The 17072-nt window shown below is 64.1% G+C and carries 12 protein-coding genes; 5 read left to right on the top strand and 7 right to left on the bottom strand.

Annotated features, from left to right (window positions below; all coding sequences use genetic code 11):
- The first annotated feature begins 163 nt into the window (after positions 1–163).
- From L1P09_RS22960 to L1P09_RS22945, 4 genes are all read left to right on the top strand, one after another.
- Positions 164–2284, top strand: coding sequence for a putative bifunctional diguanylate cyclase/phosphodiesterase (locus L1P09_RS22960; protein ID WP_232892248.1), 2121 nt, complete (start codon positions 164–166; stop codon positions 2282–2284).
- A gap of 39 nt (positions 2285–2323) precedes the next feature.
- Complete coding sequence (locus L1P09_RS22955; protein ID WP_009681371.1) at positions 2324–2824, top strand: M48 metallopeptidase family protein; 501 nt, start codon at positions 2324–2326, stop codon at positions 2822–2824.
- A gap of 12 nt (positions 2825–2836) precedes the next feature.
- Positions 2837–3133, top strand: a complete 297-nt coding sequence (locus tag L1P09_RS22950) for a winged helix-turn-helix domain-containing protein (RefSeq protein WP_009681370.1) — start codon at positions 2837–2839, stop codon at positions 3131–3133.
- Positions 3134–3237: 104 nt separating this feature from the next.
- Complete coding sequence (locus tag L1P09_RS22945) at positions 3238–3975, top strand: substrate-binding periplasmic protein (protein ID WP_029886250.1); 738 nt, start codon at positions 3238–3240, stop codon at positions 3973–3975.
- 49 nt (positions 3976–4024) lie between these two features.
- On the opposite strand, the gene yccS is transcribed toward L1P09_RS22945, so the two are convergent.
- Both yccS and L1P09_RS22935 read right to left on the bottom strand, forming a co-directional pair.
- A complete protein-coding gene (gene yccS, locus L1P09_RS22940; protein WP_029886249.1) occupies positions 4025–6208 on the bottom strand; it encodes a YccS family putative transporter in 2184 nt (727 codons plus the stop codon).
- Positions 6209–6419: 211 nt separating this feature from the next.
- The gene (locus L1P09_RS22935) at positions 6420–7601 is read right to left on the bottom strand and encodes a BaiN/RdsA family NAD(P)/FAD-dependent oxidoreductase (protein WP_054881921.1); all 1182 of its coding nucleotides are present in this window, start codon (positions 7599–7601) and stop codon (positions 6420–6422) included.
- 262 nt (positions 7602–7863) lie between these two features.
- On the opposite strand from L1P09_RS22935, the gene L1P09_RS22930 reads away from it, so the two are divergent.
- Positions 7864–8811 carry an IS110 family transposase gene (locus L1P09_RS22930; protein ID WP_029886225.1) on the top strand — a complete coding sequence of 316 codons (948 nt, stop codon included), beginning with the start codon at positions 7864–7866 and terminating at the stop codon, positions 8809–8811.
- A gap of 448 nt (positions 8812–9259) precedes the next feature.
- Here the strand turns inward: L1P09_RS22930 and dbpA are convergent, their stop codons facing one another.
- The 5 genes from dbpA to L1P09_RS22905 all read right to left on the bottom strand — a co-directional run bounded on the left by dbpA (position 9260) and on the right by L1P09_RS22905 (position 16842).
- A complete protein-coding gene (gene dbpA / locus L1P09_RS22925; RefSeq protein ID WP_232108669.1) occupies positions 9260–10597 on the bottom strand; it encodes an ATP-dependent RNA helicase DbpA in 1338 nt (445 codons plus the stop codon).
- Between the two features lie 112 nt (positions 10598–10709).
- Positions 10710–12137, bottom strand: a complete 1428-nt coding sequence (gene mdtD / locus L1P09_RS22920; protein ID WP_029887785.1) for a multidrug transporter subunit MdtD — start codon at positions 12135–12137, stop codon at positions 10710–10712.
- A 109-nt stretch (positions 12138–12246) separates the two neighbouring features.
- Positions 12247–13566: a TldD/PmbA family protein gene (locus tag L1P09_RS22915; RefSeq protein WP_054904957.1), complete on the bottom strand. Its 1320-nt coding sequence runs from the start codon at positions 13564–13566 to the stop codon at positions 12247–12249.
- Positions 13566–15008, bottom strand: coding sequence for a TldD/PmbA family protein (locus tag L1P09_RS22910; RefSeq protein WP_054904956.1), 1443 nt, complete (start codon positions 15006–15008; stop codon positions 13566–13568). The genes L1P09_RS22915 and L1P09_RS22910 overlap by 1 nt, the downstream gene beginning before the upstream one ends.
- A gap of 31 nt (positions 15009–15039) precedes the next feature.
- Positions 15040–16842, bottom strand: a complete 1803-nt coding sequence (locus tag L1P09_RS22905; protein WP_054904955.1) for an acyl-CoA dehydrogenase — start codon at positions 16840–16842, stop codon at positions 15040–15042.
- Between the last annotated feature and the right edge of the window lie 230 nt (positions 16843–17072).

Genomic DNA, 17072 nt, shown 5'->3' with positions numbered 1-17072 from the left:
CCCCGGCATCAGGCTCACAGTCATGTTGCACAGGTACCGTTAGTCGATTAATTTCTTCGTCCATGGCTTATTGCCATGCCTTGCATTGCGTCTTTCGTAGCCACGGCTAGAGTTAAGCTCGGAGCCAATAGCAAGTCGTAGTTGGACATACAAGAGAAGCAGCATGGATGGCGCTTACCCTCAGCCACTGGATGGCAGTTCGGTTCTTCTGGTGGTAGACGATTACCCCGAAAACCTCATCAGCATGCGGGCTTTGCTGGCCCGGCAAGATTGGCAGGTGTTAACAGCCGGTTCGGGGATGGAAGCCCTCAGCACCTTGCTGGAGCATGATGTCGACCTGGTCCTGCTGGACGTGCAAATGCCGGAGATGGACGGCTTTGAAGTTGCCCGGCTGATGCGCGGCAGCCAACGTACGCGGCTGACACCGATCATTTTCCTGACCGCGAACGAACAGTCCGAAGCGGCCGTGCTCAAAGGCTACGCCAGCGGCGCCGTGGACTACATGTTCAAACCGTTCGACCCCAAGGTTCTCAAGCCCAAGGTCCAGGCCTTGCTCGACCAGCAGCGCAACCGGCGCATGTTGCAGCGCCTGACCCGGGAGCTGGAAGCCGCCAGGGCGTTCAATGGGTCGATTCTGGAGAACGCCGCCGAAGGCATTCTGGTGGTGGACGCACAGGGCGTGATCAGCTTTGCCAACCCGGCCATTTCCCGCTTGCTGGCGGCCCCCGTGCAGCACATTCAGGGTGCCCAATTGCTCGACCTGGTGCAGCTTCCCGCTGCCTGCCCATGGCTTGAATCGGAGTTCTACCGCGCTTACCTGGGGCAAGAAATCTACCGCGTGCACGACGCGCAACTGCGCACGCTGGCCGGCGAGCTTGTTCCGGTGGCATTGTCGTGCGCGCCGTTGCCAGCCGACCAGCAGGCCATGGTGGTGACCGTGCTGGACATGTCGGCAGTGCGCAACCTGCACCAGCAACTGGAGTACCAGGCCGTTACCGACCCGCTGACCGGCCTGCTGAACCGCCGCGGCTTCTACCAGGCGGCCGAAGGCGCTCTGTTGCGCAACGAGCGCTCGGACAAGGCCCAGGCGCTGATGTACATGGACCTGGACGGTTTCAAGCGCATCAACGACACCCTTGGCCATGACGCCGGTGACCGGGTGCTGCGCTGGGTCGCCGAGCAACTCAAGGACTGCCTGGGCAGCGAGGCCTTGCTGGCGCGCATGGGTGGCGATGAATTCACCGCGCTGTTCGACAGCCTGCCTTACCCGGAGCAGGCTGGGCGTTATGCCGAGCAGCTGCTGGAGCGGGTGTCCATCCGCCATGAAGTGGACGGCCTGGATGTGTGCCTTGGGGTGAGCATCGGCATTGCCACCTATCCGGAATGCGGTGCCAATGTCGAAGGCCTGCTGCGCGCAGCCGATGCGGCGATGTATGCCGCCAAGCAGGCCGGGCGCCAGCAGTACCGCTTTTACGACCAGGAACTCAACGGGCGGGCGCGTTCGCGGCTGATGCTTGAAGACAGCGTGCGCACGGCCATCGAGCAACAGGACTTCACCCTGGTGTACCAGCCGCAAGTCAGCTTCATCGATGGCCGCCTGCGGGGTTTCGAGGCCTTGTTGCGCTGGCAGCACCCGAGCGTCGGCGATGTGCCGCCAGGCCTGTTCATTCCTCTGCTCGAGGAAGCCCGGCTGATCAACCGGCTGGCCAGCTGGATCTACCGCCAGGGCGCGGCCCAACGCCATGCCTGGTACCAGCACTTTCCCGCAGACCTGGTGCTGGGCATCAGCCTGAGCCGTGCGCAGTTCGTCATGCCCGGGCTGGTCGAAGAACTGCAGCGGGTGATCCAGTTTTACCAGTTGGACCCGGCGCAACTGGAGGTCGAGGTTGCAGAGACCTCATTGATGTACAACATCGATGCGGCGGTGAAACAAATCCATCGCCTGCGCGAGCTGGGCGTACGGGTGGCGCTGGATGACTTTGGCGCCGGCGACTGTTCACTGCGCATGCTGCGGGACCTGCCGATCGATACCCTGAAGCTGGATCGCCACCTGGTGGCACGCTTGCCTGATACGGCAGTGGATACCGCCTTGGTGCGCAGTGTCATCAGCTTGTGCGCCGACTACGGCATCACGGTCATTGCCGAGGGCGTGGAAACCCCGGCCCAGGCAGCCTGGCTCAAGGCCAATGGTTGCGAGTATGTGCAGGGGTTCCTGGTGGCCCACCCCATGACCGCCTCGGACGCTACCCGCTTCCCGGTGATTTTCTCCTGGCCAGCGCCATGATTGGCTAGAATCGGCATTCGTTACGCCGAATGCACTGCCATGACCGTATTACGTTACCTGCAAGCCTACCCGCCGCACCTGCAAGAGCAGGTGCGCAAGATGATCGACAGCGACCGCCTGGGCGAGTACCTGCAGCGCCGCTACCCCGGGCGCCATGATGTGCAAAGCGACAAGGCGCTGTACGGCTATGCCCAGGAGCTGCGCCAGCAGTACCTGCGCAGTGCGCCGGGCCTGGACAAGGTGTTGTTCGATAGCCGGCTTGACCTGACCCACCGCGCGCTCGGCCTGAACACCGCGGTGTCGCGGGTGCAGGGCGGCAAGCTCAAGGCCAAGAAGGAAATCCGTATCGCCTCGCTGTTCAAGGAGGCCGCACCGCAGTTCTTGCGCATGATCGTGGTGCATGAGCTGGCGCACTTGCGCGAGCGCGACCACAACAAGGCCTTCTACCAGCTCTGCCAGCACATGGAACCCGATTATCACCAACTGGAATTCGACCTGCGCGTGTACCTGACCTACCGGGAACTGCCGGGCAACCTCTGAGGAACATGCAGCATGGACGTGAGCAAGACCAAAAGCAGCTTCTACCGGCGCCTGTACGTAGCCTGGCTGATCGACAGCCGCACCGCGACCAGCGTGCCGGCCCTGGTGGAAGCCACCGGTATGCCGCGGCGCACCGCCCAGGACACCATCGCCGCGCTGGCCGACCTGGACATCGTTTGCGAGTTCGAGCAACAGGAAGGCGCGCGCAACCACGCCGGGCATTACCGTATTCGTGACTGGGGCGCGGTCGACAAACAGTGGATCAGCCAGCATCTGCGGCAGGTCCGCGACGTGCTGGGTTACCCTTGAGGCCAAAAATAGAGGCAAAATGACACTATTGGCCGCTGCCCCCGGCAGTGCGGTTGTGTAACCTCACCCGCAGTGTGTGCCCTCCATGGCAAAAGGACGTAAGCATGCGGCCACTGCTTTGTGCGCTGGGAGTACTGGCAATCCTGCTGGCAACACCTGCCCTGGGTCAGGGCAAGCTGCGCCTGGTGGCGGATAAATGGCCCCCGTTCACCGATGTAGACCTGCCGGGCGGTGGCTTGGCGACCAGCATCGTCACCACGGCGCTGGCCCGTGCCGGCTACGCCAGCAGCTATGAGGAGGCGCCCTGGGCGCGGGCGCTGCAGGGCGTTGCGCAAGGGCGCTACGACGTGTTGATCGATGCCTGGTACAACGAGGCGCGTGCCAGTATCGGGCAGTTCTCCACGCCATACCTGACCAACCGTATCCGCTTGCTGCAGCGAAAAGGCCAGGCGATACGCTACCGGCAACAGTCGGACCTTTACCCCTACACCATCGCTGTCGTGCGTGATTACGCCTATTCCCCTGGGTTCGACGGCGATCCGCGCCTGCACAAGGTGGCGGTGCGCACCTTTTCCTCGGCACTGCGCATGGTCGCAGCAGGGCGAGTAGACCTGGCGGTGGAAGACGAGTACGTTGCCCGCTACAACCTGCAGCGTGAACCGCAGCAGGTGCGTGACGAGGTGGTGCTGGTTGAGCCGCCGCTGGGGGAGAACACCCTGCATATCCTGGTCAGCCTGAAGCACCCGGAGCGTGCGCGGATTGTCGAGCGGTTCGAGCAGGCGATCGCAGCGATGAAGGCCGATGGCAGCTATGCCCGGCTGCTGCGCCAGCATGGCTTTTGAGCTTGGGTGGCGTTACCGGCCTCTTCGTGGGTAAAGGCCGGGTCAGGCCTCAGCCCGGGTTGCCTTCCTTGATCAGGTGCGCGGCCAAGGTCCGCAATGGCCCCAACTGCCGGCAGATCAGCGCCAGCTGTGTCTGCACCAGCCGTTGATGTTCATCCAGCTCATCCGGCATCTGCTCCAGGGCGTTGGCCAGCGCTTCTTCGGCATCGCTGTGAATGGCCACGGGCAGCCGCGCTGCCAGGCCGTTGGCGATTTCGTCCAGGCTGCTGGCCAGGCTTTGCCCGGCACCTTCGATCAACTGTTCCTGGGCCTGGGCCGGCAATGCCGTATCGCGGTGCGCGCCCAGCCCCGAGAGGTAGCTGAGCAGGGTGTGCGACAGCACCAGGAACCGGAAGCCGACATCGGCCTCCTTACGGAAATGCCCCGGCTCCATCAGCATGTTGGCCAGGGTGGTGGACAGCGCCGCGTCGGCGTTGTGGGCATTGCGCCGGGCCAGGCGGTAGGCCAGGTCGTCGCGTTTGCCGTGGGCATACTGCTGCATGATCTGGCGCAAGTACACGCTGGCACAGGCCAGGGTATTGGCCAGCGCCTTGTTCAGGCGCCGCCCCTGCCAGTCAGGCAGGAACAGGAACACCGCAAGGATGGCAATCAGGCTGCCCACCAGGGTATCGAACAGGCGCGGCAGGAACAGGCCGTAGCCGTCGCCGATCTGGTTGAAGCAGAACAGTACCATCAGCGTGATCGCGGCCGTGGCCAGGGTGTAGCGGGTCGTGCGGTTGACGAAGAACACCACCCCGGCAACTACGGCGAACAGCGACTGGATAAGCGGGTTGGGGAACAGGTCGAACAAGGCCCAGCCAACGGTCAGGCCAATGGCCGTGCCGAAAATGCGCTGCACCAGCTTGCGCCGGGTCGCACCGTAGTTGGGCTGGCAGACGAACAGGGTGGTGAGGATGATCCAGTAGCCCTGGGTGGGGTGGATCAGGTGCACCATGCCGTAGCCAATCGACAGTGCCAGGGGCAGGCGCAAGGCATGCCGGAACAGCAGCGACGTGGGTGTCAGCTGGGTACGTAGGCGCGTCCACACGTCTTTGAGCGAGCGTGGCGAGCGGTCGAGCAGGCTGCTGTCACTGGCGTCGGCCAGGCTGTCGGGGTTGCTCGCGGCACTGAGCAGGCGGTCGAGCGTGGCCAGGTTGGCAGCCAGGGCCCGCAGCGAGCGCAACAGGCCGCGCCAGGCCGGGTTGTTTTGCAGGCGCAGGTGCTCCAGCGCAGCGTTGAGGTCTTCGAGGGCCTCGGGATAACCGCTGGCCAGCACGAAAGGCTGGCGCAGGCGGATCGAACGGGCCAGCTCCTGGCAGGACGAGCCCTGTTTGCGCAGCAGGCGCTGGCAGCGGAACATCACGTCACTGTGGAAGAACGTTTCGGTCAGGGCGTTGTAGGGGTAATGCGAGGCACTGACCCGCTCGTGGATGTCCTGGGCCAGGAAATACAGCTTCAGGTAGCGGCTGACCTTGGAGTTTGGCTGGCTGTTGCCGACCCGGTGCAGGATGATTTCCTTGGCCGCGTTCAGGGCTGCCACTACCTTGCCATTCTGCTGGGCCAGGGCCAGGCGTGTGGCTTCGACGTCGAGGGTGCGCACCGGCTCGAACAGGCTGGCCTTGAGTTTCAGGTAGCTGCCCAGCTCGAAGAACAGCTTGGCCAGGCTCTGCTGGACCGGCTGGTTGGAGAACAGCGCCTGCCACAATACCGATAACAGCCCGTACCAGGCCGCGCCCGCCACCAGCAGCATGGGCTCGTGCCAGAAATCCGTGACCTGGCCGCCGCGCTGGTCTACGCCGATCATGGTGTAAACCGCGGTGATCAGGGTTGCCGAGGCAATGGCCCCGTAGCGTTCGCCCAGTGCGCCGAGCATGGTGAGGCTGAACGCTGCCAGGGCCAGGGCGATGGCGAAGAACCAAGGGTAGGGGAACAGCAGTTCGACCGCCAGCGCAGCAATGGCGAAACACACCAGGGTGACGGCCAGGGCGCTGAGGCGGCCCTGCCAGCTGTCGTCGGTTTCGGCCAGCGCGCTGGCGATGATGCCGAGGAACAGCGGGATCAGCAGGGCCATCTCGTTCTGGTACCAGCACAGGGCCAGGCTGCCGGTGAGGGCGATGGTGACCCGGATGCTATAGCTGAACTTGTCTTGGCCCCACAGGCGACGCAGTGACTGACGGAACGAGCTCGATGACATGTTGGCCTGCTAGGCAGTGATCAGAGGAATACCTTTCAGAACCGGTTACTGGGGCCGCTTTGCGGCCCTTCGCGGGCGCGCCCGCTCCCACAGGTACTGCACAAAACCCCGTGGGAGCGGGCATGCCCGCGAAGGGGCGCGAAGCGGCCCAGATTCCGGCGCTGGGCACGGGCCAGCAAGAAGCGTTCCGTGCTGCTGAATGGATTCTACTCTACACGAACTGCGCTGCGGCGTTGGCCGATGCCCAGGCCCACTGGAAATTGAAACCACCCAGGTGGCCGGTGACATCCAGCACTTCGCCAATAAAGTACAGCCCGGGGCTTTTCAGCGACTCCATGGTCTTGGACGACACTTCGCGGGTATCCACGCCGCCCAGGGTCACTTCGGCGGTGCGGTAGCCCTCGGTGCCCGCAGGCACCACCTGCCAGTTGGCCAGCTTCTCGGCAATCTGCGCCAGTTCTGCGGGGGTGTACTGCTTCATGGGACGGGACTCGAACCACTGCTCGGCCAGCAGGTTGGCCAGCTTGCGGGTGAACACTTCGCCCAGCACGGTCTTCAGTTCGGCATTGGCGCGCTCGGTTTGCATCTGCTGCAGCCAGGTGAGTGCATCGCGGTCGGGCAACAGGTTGATCTCGACAGTGTCACCGGCTTCCCAGAACGACGAGATCTGCAGGATTGCCGGGCCACTCAGGCCACGGTGGGTGAACAGCAGGTTTTCGCGGAAGCTGGTGCCGTTGCAGGTGGCCGTGCAATCAAGCGAAGTGCCGGACAGCTCGCTGCACAATGCCTTGAGTTGTGGCTCGGTGATGGTGAACGGCACCAGCCCGGCGCGGGTCGGCAGCAGGGTGTGGCCAAACTGGCGCGCGACCTGGTAGCCGAACCCGGTGGCGCCCAGGGTCGGGATCGACAGGCCCCCGGTGGCGATCACCAGTGACTGGCAGGCGAACTGCCCGCCGCTGGTCTGCAGCAGGTAGCCGCTTTCGGTTCTTTCGATCTGTTCGATGCTGGTGTGCATGCGGATTTCGGCACCGGCCTCGTCGCATTCGGCCAGCAGCATGTCGAGGATGTCGCTGGCCTTGTTGTCGCAGAACAACTGGCCGAGCTTCTTCTCGTGGTACGCCACGCCGTGCTTGCATACCAGCTCGATGAAGTCCCATTGCGTGTAGCGGGCCAGCGCGGATTTGCAGAAATGGGCGTTGTGCGAGAGGAAGTTGGCCGGTTCGGTGTACATATTGGTGAAGTTGCAGCGCCCGCCGCCAGACATGAGGATCTTCTTGCCTGGCTTGTTTGCGTGGTCGAGCAACAGTACCCGGCGGCCGCGGCGGGCGCTGAGCTGGGCGCACATCAGGCCGGCGGCGCCGGCGCCGAGGATGATCACGTCAGTGGAGTGCACGGTGTTACCTCATGGATAGCCGGGGCCGCTGTGCGGCCCATCGCAGGCAAGCCAGCTTGTATGGTTAGACTTGAAGGGAGGAGGAGGGACAAAGCCAGCTTCTGACTGTTAGCGCAGTACAGACCGTGGGAGACCTCGCCCCTCCTCCCTTTTCACCCAAGCGCCGATAAAGAATGCTTCCGGGCTCGGACCGACGAAAGACACAAGCCAGCGCCTCTGGGTGACCCTTCAAGTACTCCAACACTATCGAGGAGAGTTGCTCATGGCAATGGTGGTTGCTGATTCAAAGCGGCTGATTGGCGTGGATGTGGCCAAAACAGAATTGGTCATTTGGGACGATGAATCAGCAGAACTCATAGCAATCCCCAATACTAAAGCAGCTATCAAGAAATGGCTCAAAGGCCTCTCGGGTGCGATGTCCGTCGCTATCGAAGCGACCAACATCTATCACGTCCTGTTTACGGATCTGGCCTTTGAGTTCGGGCATACGATTTACGTGGTAGATGGGTACGCCCTGAGCCATTACCGTAAAGGTGTCAACGTACGCGCTAAGACAGATGCAATTGATGCCCAGCTGTTGGCCCGCTATCTGAAGAACGAAGGGCAGGACCTAACGCCCTGGGCGCCGCCACCGGCTATCTATCGACAGCTTCTGAGCTTGTTCCGGCGACGTGCAGGACTGGTTCAGGCACGAACCAGCCTGACTCAGGGGTGGGCCAATGAACCGCTACTCAAAGCCGCCTTCAAGACGCATCTGCGTGCGATGCAGCGGCTTGAGCTGCTGGTGGAGAAGATGATCAAGGGCCTGCTGGAAAAGGCCGGGCTGATGCCTCAGGTAAAGCGCTGCATGAAGGTCGAAGGGGTGGGTTTTCTAACTGCTGCTCGCCTGACAGCGACGTTTCAGCGTGGCAACTTCAGCGGGGGTGATGCGTTTATCGCCTTTTTGGGTATGGATCTGAGGATTGCGCAGTCGGGGCAGAAAAAAGGGCAATCCAAGCTCACGAAGCGAGGAGACCCCGAAGCTCGACGCCTCCTTCACAACGCGGCTATGTCAGCATCCCGCACAGCAGCATGGAAGTCGTACTACGAAGAGCGCCTGGCGCGTGGTTTTAGCACGACAGCATCGCTTGTCATGCTCGCACGCAAACTGGCGCGAGTAGTATTTGCCCTACTGAAAAGCGGAGACGAGTATCGGTCAAAAGCCGCTTAAAAAACTTCCCTAAAACCATAGAATCTCCCACGGGGATCGCATCAGGGCAGACAGGTGTTTGCCACAAGGTATGCAGCGCCTGTTAGAGCGAGCGCCGCCCGCGCGGCGCATCGCGAGCTGCGCTCGCTCCTACGTTTGTTTCGGGCCAATTATTCCTGTGGGATTCGCGCGCGAACGCCTTGGTGCATGCCTCAATATCGCGCCGTACAATCAAGGCGGCCGCGCGCGCCTGTCACAGGCGTTACTGGCCCGAAACAAACGTAGGAGCGAGCGCAGCTCGCGATGCGCCGCGCGGGCGGCGCTCGATCTCACAGGCACTGAAGATGCAGCGGCTACCCTTGCCAGGAACCATAGAATCTCCCACAGGTACCGCACAAGCCTGAAGGCCTGTGGTGACCCTGTGGGCGCTGGCGTGCCTGCGATGGGCTGCAAGGCAGCCCCAAAAATGTCAGACGATACGGACTTTCAGGGACCGGCCCTTGATCTTGCCGCTGTTCAAGCGCTGCATGGCCTGCTTGGCGAGCGCCCGCTCCACCGCCACAAACGCCTGGAAGTCGAAGATCGCGATCTTGCCCACCTGCTTGCCCGGGATCCCGGCATCACCGGTCAACGCCCCGAGAATGTCGCCAGGGCGCAGCTTGTCCTTGCGCCCGGCGGCGATGCACAGGGTGCTCATCACCGGCAGCAGCGGCTCGCCGCCCTTGTTCTTCAGGCTGTCGAGCTGGTCCCAGCGCAGCGGGCTCTTCTGCAGTTGCTCGATGGCCTGGGCGCGGTGGCCTTCTGCCGGGGCAACCAGGCTCACCGCCAGGCCCTTCTCACCAGCGCGGCCAGTACGGCCCACGCGGTGCACGTGGATTTCCGCATCGCGTGCCAGCTCGACGTTGATGACCATGTCCAGGCCATCGATGTCCAGGCCGCGCGCGGCCACGTCGGTGGCCACCAGCACCGAGCTGCTGCGGTTGGCGAACATGGTCAGAACCTGGTCGCGGTCGCGCTGCTCCAGGTCGCCGTGCAGCGCCTGGGCGACGATACCCTTGGCGGTCAGGTGGGCAACCACGTCTTCGCACTGCTGCTTGGTGAAGCAGAACGCCACGCACGACTGCGGGCGATAGTGGCCCAGCACGCGGGTCACCGCCTCCAGGCGCTGCTCTGGGTCGATCTCGATGAAGCGTTGCTCGATCTGGTTGTCGGTGTGCAGGCTCTCGACTTTCACTTGCTGCGGGTTACGCATGAAGTCGGCGGCCAGTTGCTTGATGCCGGCCGGGTAGGTGGCCGAGAACAGCAGGGTCTGGCGGCGCGATGGGGTTTTGCCGATGATGCTGGCAATGGCATCGAAAAAGCCCATGTCGAGCATGCGGTCGGCTTCGTCGAGCACCAGGGTGTTCAGGCCATCGAGTACCAGTGTGCCTTTGTCCAGGTGCTGCTGGATGCGCCCAGGCGTACCGACGATGATGTGCGCACCGTGTTCCAGCGAGGCGATCTGCGGGCCCAGCGAGACACCACCGCACAGGGTCAGGATCTTGATGTTGTCCTCGGCGCGGGCCAGGCGGCGCAGTTCCTTGGCGACCTGGTCGGCCAGTTCGCGGGTCGGGCACAGCACCAGGGCCTGGCAGCCGAAGTAACGCGGGTTGATCGGGTTCAGCAGGCCGATGCCGAAGGCGGCGGTCTTGCCGCTGCCGGTCTTGGCCTGGGCAATCAGGTCCTGGCCCTTGAGGATGACCGGCAGGCTCTGGGCCTGGATCGGTGTCATCGCGGCATAGCCGAGGGCGTCCAGGTTGGCCAGCATGGCAGTGGACAGCGGCAAGGTGGCAAAGGCGGTGGATTCGGTGGTCACGAGGCGGGCCTGCGGTGCGAAGCTAAAAATGCCGCATAGTCTACCAGCCTCGTGGCCATTCGCCCTAAGACTCCATGTGGTGTTCCGGACGACGGGCACGCCTTCCGTCCGTCGGTGCCAGCTGCAGGAAGATCGCCGCCGCCAGCATGGCCATCACGCCGATGGTGACGAAGGTCAGCTGGAAGGCGCCCAATGTGGTGTCCACACCTTCGGCACTGCCGGCGGCGGTGAAGCCGCCAAGCAGGGCGCCGGCGCAGGCCACGCCCAGGCTCAGCGCCAGCTGCGCGACCACCGATAGCAGGCTGTTGCCGCTGCTGGCGCTGGCATCGTCGAGGTCGATCAGGGTTACCGTGTTCATTGCCGTGAACTGCATCGAGTTGACCGCGCCCAGCAGCCCCAGCTGGATCAGCAGCACGGCATAGGACGTCTGCTCGTCAACCAGCCCAAGGCTGGCCAGCAGCAGGCCCAGCAGCAAGGTATTGCTGGTCAGGATGATGCGGTAGCCGAAGCGTTCGATCAGCGGCCTGGCAAGGGATTTGGCCACCATTGCCGCCGCCGCCAGCGGGATCATGCTCATGCCGGCCTGGGCCGGCGAATAGCCCAGTGCGACTTGCAGCAGCAACGGCACCAGGAACGGCAGGGCGCCGCTGCCCAGGCGCGCGAACAGGTTGCCCAGGATACCAATGGCGAAGGTGCGCACGCGGAACAGGCTGGGCGAGAACAGCGGCTCGGGGTCGCGCCCGGCGCGCAGCCAGTAGGCGGCCAGGCACGCCATGCCGGCAAACAGCAGCAGCATCACCCGCAGGTGCGGCAGGTGCAGCTCGCCGAGCCCCTCCATGGCAATGGTGATCAGCACCATCGCGGCGCCGAACAGCAGGAAGCCAGGGGTATCGAAGCGGGTGCGTTCAGCGCCGCGCAGGTCGGGGATGAACTTCCAGACGGCGTAGCAGCCCAGCAGGCCGACAGGCAGGTTGAGCAGGAAAATCCAGTGCCAGCTGAGGATCTCCACCAGCCAGCCGCCCACCGTCGGACCCAGCAGTGGCCCGAGCAGGCCGGGGATGGTAATGAAGCTCATGATGCGTACCAGCTCGCTGCGCGGGTAGGCGCGCAACACCACCAGCCGCCCGACCGGCAGCATCAGGGCGCCGCCCAGGCCCTGCACCACACGGGCGAAAATCAGGAAGCCGAGGCTGTTGGCGGCGGCGCATAGCAGCGAACCAAAGCTGAACAGCAGGATGGCGCTGAAGAAGATGCGCTTGGTGCCGAAGCGGTCGGCGATCCAGCCCGAGGCGGGTATCAGCAGGGCCACCGTGAGCATGTAGGCAATGATTACGCCCTGCATCCGCAGCGGGTCTTCGGCCAGCGAGCGGGCCATGGCCGGCAGCGCGGTGTTGAGGATGGTGCCGTCCAGGGACTGCATGAAGAAGGCGATGGCGACCACCCAGGGGATCCAGCGGGCGGTGGCGGGGTCTAGCGGGGTGCGTTCGGGCATGACTTCCTCGTTTGTCAGTGCCGGCCTCTTCGCGGCTAAAGCCGCTTCTACAAGGATTACGCGTTCGTTGTAGAAGCGGCTTTAGCCGCGAAAGGGCCGGCAAGTCCAATCACAATGTCAGGGTCAGGCCTTTGACCAGCGCACCCGGCAAATGACTCGACCCGGTGCTGCGCTGTCCATAGGTGCTGGTCGACAGGATCATCTCGCGCTCCTGGGTCAGGTCCTCCAGTTGGCTACCGAGCAAACTGTACAGGCTGTCATCGAAGCGCATGGTGCTCACCGGCCCCTGGATCTGCCCGTTCTCTACCCAGAAGGTGGCGAACCGGGTCAGCCCGGTCATGCGCGCTGCTGGCAAGTCCGAGTAGTTGAGGTACCACAGGTTGCTGATGTACAGCCCAGTGCCCAGCCGCTGCAAGACCTCGTCCATGGGCAGGCCACCCGGTGCCAGGCTGAGTGCGCAGGGCGACTCGTAACTGTCGGCGCCGTTGGCCAGCAGCTTGAATTCGGCGGCGCTGCGCGCGCTGATCAGCCGTTGCGCCGCCCGGCCTTGCTGGATCAGCGGCACATCCAGGCGCGGTGAGCCTTCATCGGAAAACGCCGGGCTCAGCGAGCCGCTGACCTGCTCGGTGAAACTCACCAGCGGGCTCAGCCGTGCATCGCCGTTGTACAGGCGCTGCAAGGCGCTATTGCCGGTGGCCAGCGCCTGGGCGGAAAAACCGCCCCAGCACAGCATGCCGGCGATTTCGTCCATCGCCGCCGGGGCCAGGTAGGCACGGTAGCTGCCGGGTTCGAGGGTGACCGCCGGGCGCCCGAGGAAGCCCAACTGCTCCCGCGCCTGGCGCAGGCGCGCGGTGAAGTCGTCGGGGTTCCACACCTGGCCGGCGTAGTTGGCCTTCACCGCCTGGCCGTTTTCGTGGAACAGGCTCCAGTCGAAGTTGAAGCTGTTGGCCTGGTGCCAGCCGAAGGCACCGAACGAGCTGGCGAAGCCCCGGCAGACCGGGCCCGCGGCATAAATGCCGACCAGGTCCAGGTCACCCGCTTCGCGGTCGAGCAACGCCAGCACATCGCTGAGTTCAGGGAGCGGCTGCTGTTGCTGGCTGTGGCTGTGCCAGGCGCTTTCGTCCAGGCGCAGGTAAGGGTCGACGGCCAGCAGTGGCAGGGTCTGGCGCAGTTGCGCCAGGGCATCCGCCAAGCGTTGGCGGTCCAGTTGCGCATCGCCACTCAAGGTCACCTGCTGCTCGGCTTGGCGACCGTCGCGGATCAGCCGCAGCTGCGCGCTGGCCTGGCTGACATGCCCGGCCTGGCGCACCTTGGCGTGGTTGAAGCGCACGAACTGGGACTGCTCGGCGCTGTAGCCAAGGGTGAACTGCTCGCCACGTTCCAGGGCGGCGCGCACCTCCCCGGCCAGGGTTTCAAAGGCGTGTTTCATCAGGCATCCCCTCCGAATACATCGATCTGGCGGAACACGCAGGCCGGCGAGGCGTGGCCCACGCGCACCACCTGGTTGGGTTCGCCCTTGCCGCAGTTGGGCGTGCCCAGTACCTGGAAGGTGCTGCGGTCGCCGACCGCTGCCAGGTTGCGCCAGAACTGTGCGGAGATGCCCCGGTAGTTGGGGTTCTTGACGATGCCCTTGAGCTCGCCGTTCTCGATCAGTTGGCCCCATTCGCAGCCGAACTGGAACTTGTTGCGCGCGTCGTCGATGGACCAGGACCGGTTGGTCCGCATCAGGATGCCGTGCTCGATGCCCGCGATCAGTTGTTCGAGGGAGTGCTCGCCCGGCTCGATGTTGAGGTTGGCCATGCGGTCGATCGGCGCACGGTTCCAGCCACAGGCGCGGCTGTTGGCCACACCGTCCAGGCCGGAGCGGAACTGCGACAAAGCGCCACCCAGTGGACGCAGCAGCAGGCCGTCGCGGATCAGGAACTGCTTGCTGGCCAGTGTGCCGTCATCATCGAAGCTGTAGCTGGCCAGTTCTTCGCCGATGGTCGGGTCGAAGGTCACGTTCAGCAGGCTGGAACCGTACTGCAGGTAGCCGAAGTCACTGGCTTTGACGAAGCTGGTGCCCGCGTAGTTACGCTCGTCACCGAGGATGCGGTCCATCTCCAGCGGGTGGCCGATCGATTCGTGAATCTGCAGCATCATCTGGTCGGGCATCAACAGCAGGTCGCGCGGGCCACTGGGCGTATTAGGGGCCAGCAGCAACTGCAGGGCCTCGTCGGCGACCCGGCTGGCGGCGCCCACCAGGCCACAACGCTCAACGATCTCGTAACCGCCTTGCTGGCCGAAATTGTCGCGGCCCAGGCTGCGGCTCTGGCTGTCCTGGCCGTTGCTGGCAGTTACCCCCAGCCCCGGGAACAGAAAGCGCTGGGCATGGCGCAGCTCGGCGCCGGCTGAGTTCAGGTAGGTCTGCTCGACCAGGCTCAGGCCCAGACTGGCCTGCCAGTCCACCAGGCGGCTGTCCTTGGGTACGCTGGCTGATTCCGCGGCGAGCAGGCCAAGGCAGTCGGCCAGGCTGGGCACGGGCTGGTCGAGGTTGGGCGAGATGTGGTCGTGGCGGGCGCTGGGCACGGGTTGCCCGCGCAGGTCCAGCAGGCTATGCCGGGCAATCTGCCGGGCCAGGGCTTCGGCGTGCTCCAGGGCGCGCTGCAGGCCGGCCTGCGACAGATCGGCGGTGGCCGCATAGGCCTCCACGCCATTGACCCGTACGGTAAGCATTGCGCCCTCGTCCTGGCTGAACGAGGGTGGCTCGGCCACATTGCGGCGAACCGAAAGCGCCTGGTGCGACTGTTTCACATGGCGCAGGGAAAACAACTCGGCCTTGCTGCGCAGCGCGGCAAAGCGCTGGCGCAGCAGGGCGCTGGAATCGAACATGTGCAAGCCTCCGTGTACACGGTGGCTCCCCCTAGAACCACTCGTCCTGCATCGCGAGGCAAGTGTTGTCGCGCGCCTCGAGCAATGCCAGCTCATTATGGCAGCCTGGTACTTCCCAGGTCAGGAAATAACGGGCGGCCTGCAGCTTGCCGAGGTAAAAGTCGCGATCGGCAGCGTCGGCCTTGAGCAGCCCGAGTTCGGCGTGGACTGCCTGTTCCAGCCACCGCCAGCCGATTACACAGTGGCCGAAGGCCTTCAGGTACAGGGCCGAGTTGGCCAGGGCGCCGGCGACTTTACCCTGGGCCAGGTCACCGAGCAGGGTCAGGGTGACCCCTTGCAGGCGGTTGACCAGTTGCTCCAGTGGCTGGCGCAGCGGGTCGAGGTTGGGGTGATGGCTGGCGCGCTCGCCGGTGGCGGCGATTCGGCGAAGCAGTTGCTTGAGGCCAGCGCCATTGTTCTGCGCCAGCTTGCGGCCGAGCAGGTCGAGCGACTGGATGCCCTCGGTGCCTTCGTGGATCGGGTTCAGGCGGTTGTCGCGGTAGTACTGCTCCACTGGGTATTCGCGGGTATAGCCGTGGCCGCCGAGAATCTGGATCGCCAGTTCGTTGGCCTTGAGGCAGAACGCCGAGGGCCAGGACTTGACGATCGGGGTCAGCAGATCGAGCAGTTCCTGCGCCTGGTTGCGGGCGCTCTCATCACTGCCGGTCTGCGTGTCGTCGAACAGGCGCGCGGCGTACAGGCCAAGATCGAAGGCGCCTTCGACGTAGGCTTTCTGCGCCAGCAGCATGCGTTTCACATCGGTGTGCTGAATGATCGGCACCGCGCTGCTGTGCGGGTCCTTGTTGTCCGGCAGGCGGCCCTGCGGGCGCTGGCGGGCGTATTCCAGCGAATACAGGTAGCCGGCATAACCCAGCATCACCGCGCCCATGCCGACGCCAATACGCGCCTCGTTCATCATCTGGAACATGCAGGCCAGGCCTTGATGCGGCTGGCCGACCAGATAGCCGACGCATTGGCCGTTGTCACCGAAGTTGAGCGCCGTGGAGGTGGTGCCGCGCCAGCCCATCTTGTGGAACAGCCCGGCCAGCAGCACATCGTTGCGCGGACCGCAGCTGCCGTCGGGGTTGACGTGGTACTTGGGCACGATGAACAGCGAGATGCCCTTCACCCCAGGCGGTGCGTCCGGCAGCTTGGCCAGGACCATGTGCACGATGTTTTCCGACAGCTCGTGGTCGCCGCCGGAGATGAAGATCTTGTTGCCCTTGAGCCGATAGCTGCCGTCGCCGGCAGGTTCAGCGCGGGTGCGGATGTCGGCCAGCGACGAGCCGGCGTGGGGTTCGGTCAGGGCCATGGTGCCGAAGAAGCGGCCCTCTATCATCGGCTGCAGGAACAGGCGCTTCTGCTCCTGCGTGCCGAAGCTTTCGATCAGGTTGGCCGCGCCCATGGTCAGGAACGGGTAGGCTGTGGTGCCGGCGTTGGCGGCCTGGAAGTGCGCGAAGCACGCTTGCGAGACCAGGCTGGGCAGTTGCATACCACCTGCGTCGTAGTCGCGGTTGGCGTTGAGGAAACCGGCCTCCAGGAACGCGTCGACGGCGGGTTTCACCTCGGGGATCAGCTCGGCGCGGCCGTCGACGTAGCGCGGCTCGTTTTCATCGGCTTTGCGGTTGTGCGGGGCGAAGAACTTCTCGGCGATGGTGCGCGCGGTGGTCAGCGCGGCGTCGAAGGTTTCGCGGCTGTGTTCGGCGAAGCGTGGGCGCTGGGTGAGGGCTTCGGCGTCGAGGACTTCGTAGAGCTCGAAGGCGAGGTTGCGGGGGCTGAGCAGGGTCTCGGGCATGGGGGCGGTCCTTGAGCGGGCTTGAGGCGAGTCTAGGATCGGCCGAATAAGACTGGCTACCATGATCGATACAAATGATGTTCAGTCACAGATCCTCGTATTTGGAGCGTCTGATGTTGATTGACGGGGGAAGGGGCTGCGTAGAGTGAGCGTCAACGGAACCAGATGCTCGCAGCAAGCATTCCAGCACCTGCGAGATCAACAGGCATGCAGCTATCAGTCTTGGTACC

The sequence above is a fragment of the Pseudomonas juntendi genome, assembly GCF_021560075.1.
GTDB classification, from domain to species: Bacteria; Pseudomonadota; Gammaproteobacteria; order Pseudomonadales; family Pseudomonadaceae; genus Aquipseudomonas; species Aquipseudomonas juntendi.
This window is presented reverse-complemented; position numbering and strand designations above follow the sequence as displayed.

What these genes read in the sequence shown, in the direction of transcription:
- L1P09_RS22960 (WP_232892248.1), top strand. Translation starts at nt 164, where the DNA reads ATGGATGGCGCTTACCCTCAGCCACTGGATGGCAGTTCGGTTCTTCTG.
- L1P09_RS22955 (WP_009681371.1), top strand. Translation starts at nt 2,324, where the DNA reads ATGACCGTATTACGTTACCTGCAAGCCTACCCGCCGCACCTGCAAGAG.
- L1P09_RS22950 (WP_009681370.1), top strand. Translation starts at nt 2,837, where the DNA reads ATGGACGTGAGCAAGACCAAAAGCAGCTTCTACCGGCGCCTGTACGTA.
- L1P09_RS22945 (WP_029886250.1), top strand. Translation starts at nt 3,238, where the DNA reads ATGCGGCCACTGCTTTGTGCGCTGGGAGTACTGGCAATCCTGCTGGCA.
- yccS (WP_029886249.1), bottom strand. Translation starts at nt 6,208, where the DNA reads ATGTCATCGAGCTCGTTCCGTCAGTCACTGCGTCGCCTGTGGGGCCAA.
- L1P09_RS22930 (WP_029886225.1), top strand. Translation starts at nt 7,864, where the DNA reads ATGGCAATGGTGGTTGCTGATTCAAAGCGGCTGATTGGCGTGGATGTG.
- dbpA (WP_232108669.1), bottom strand. Translation starts at nt 10,597, where the DNA reads ATGCTGGCCAACCTGGACGCCCTCGGCTATGCCGCGATGACACCGATC.
- mdtD (WP_029887785.1), bottom strand. Translation starts at nt 12,137, where the DNA reads ATGCCCGAACGCACCCCGCTAGACCCCGCCACCGCCCGCTGGATCCCC.
- L1P09_RS22915 (WP_054904957.1), bottom strand. Translation starts at nt 13,566, where the DNA reads ATGAAACACGCCTTTGAAACCCTGGCCGGGGAGGTGCGCGCCGCCCTG.
- L1P09_RS22910 (WP_054904956.1), bottom strand. Translation starts at nt 15,008, where the DNA reads ATGTTCGATTCCAGCGCCCTGCTGCGCCAGCGCTTTGCCGCGCTGCGC.
- L1P09_RS22905 (WP_054904955.1), bottom strand. Translation starts at nt 16,842, where the DNA reads ATGCCCGAGACCCTGCTCAGCCCCCGCAACCTCGCCTTCGAGCTCTAC.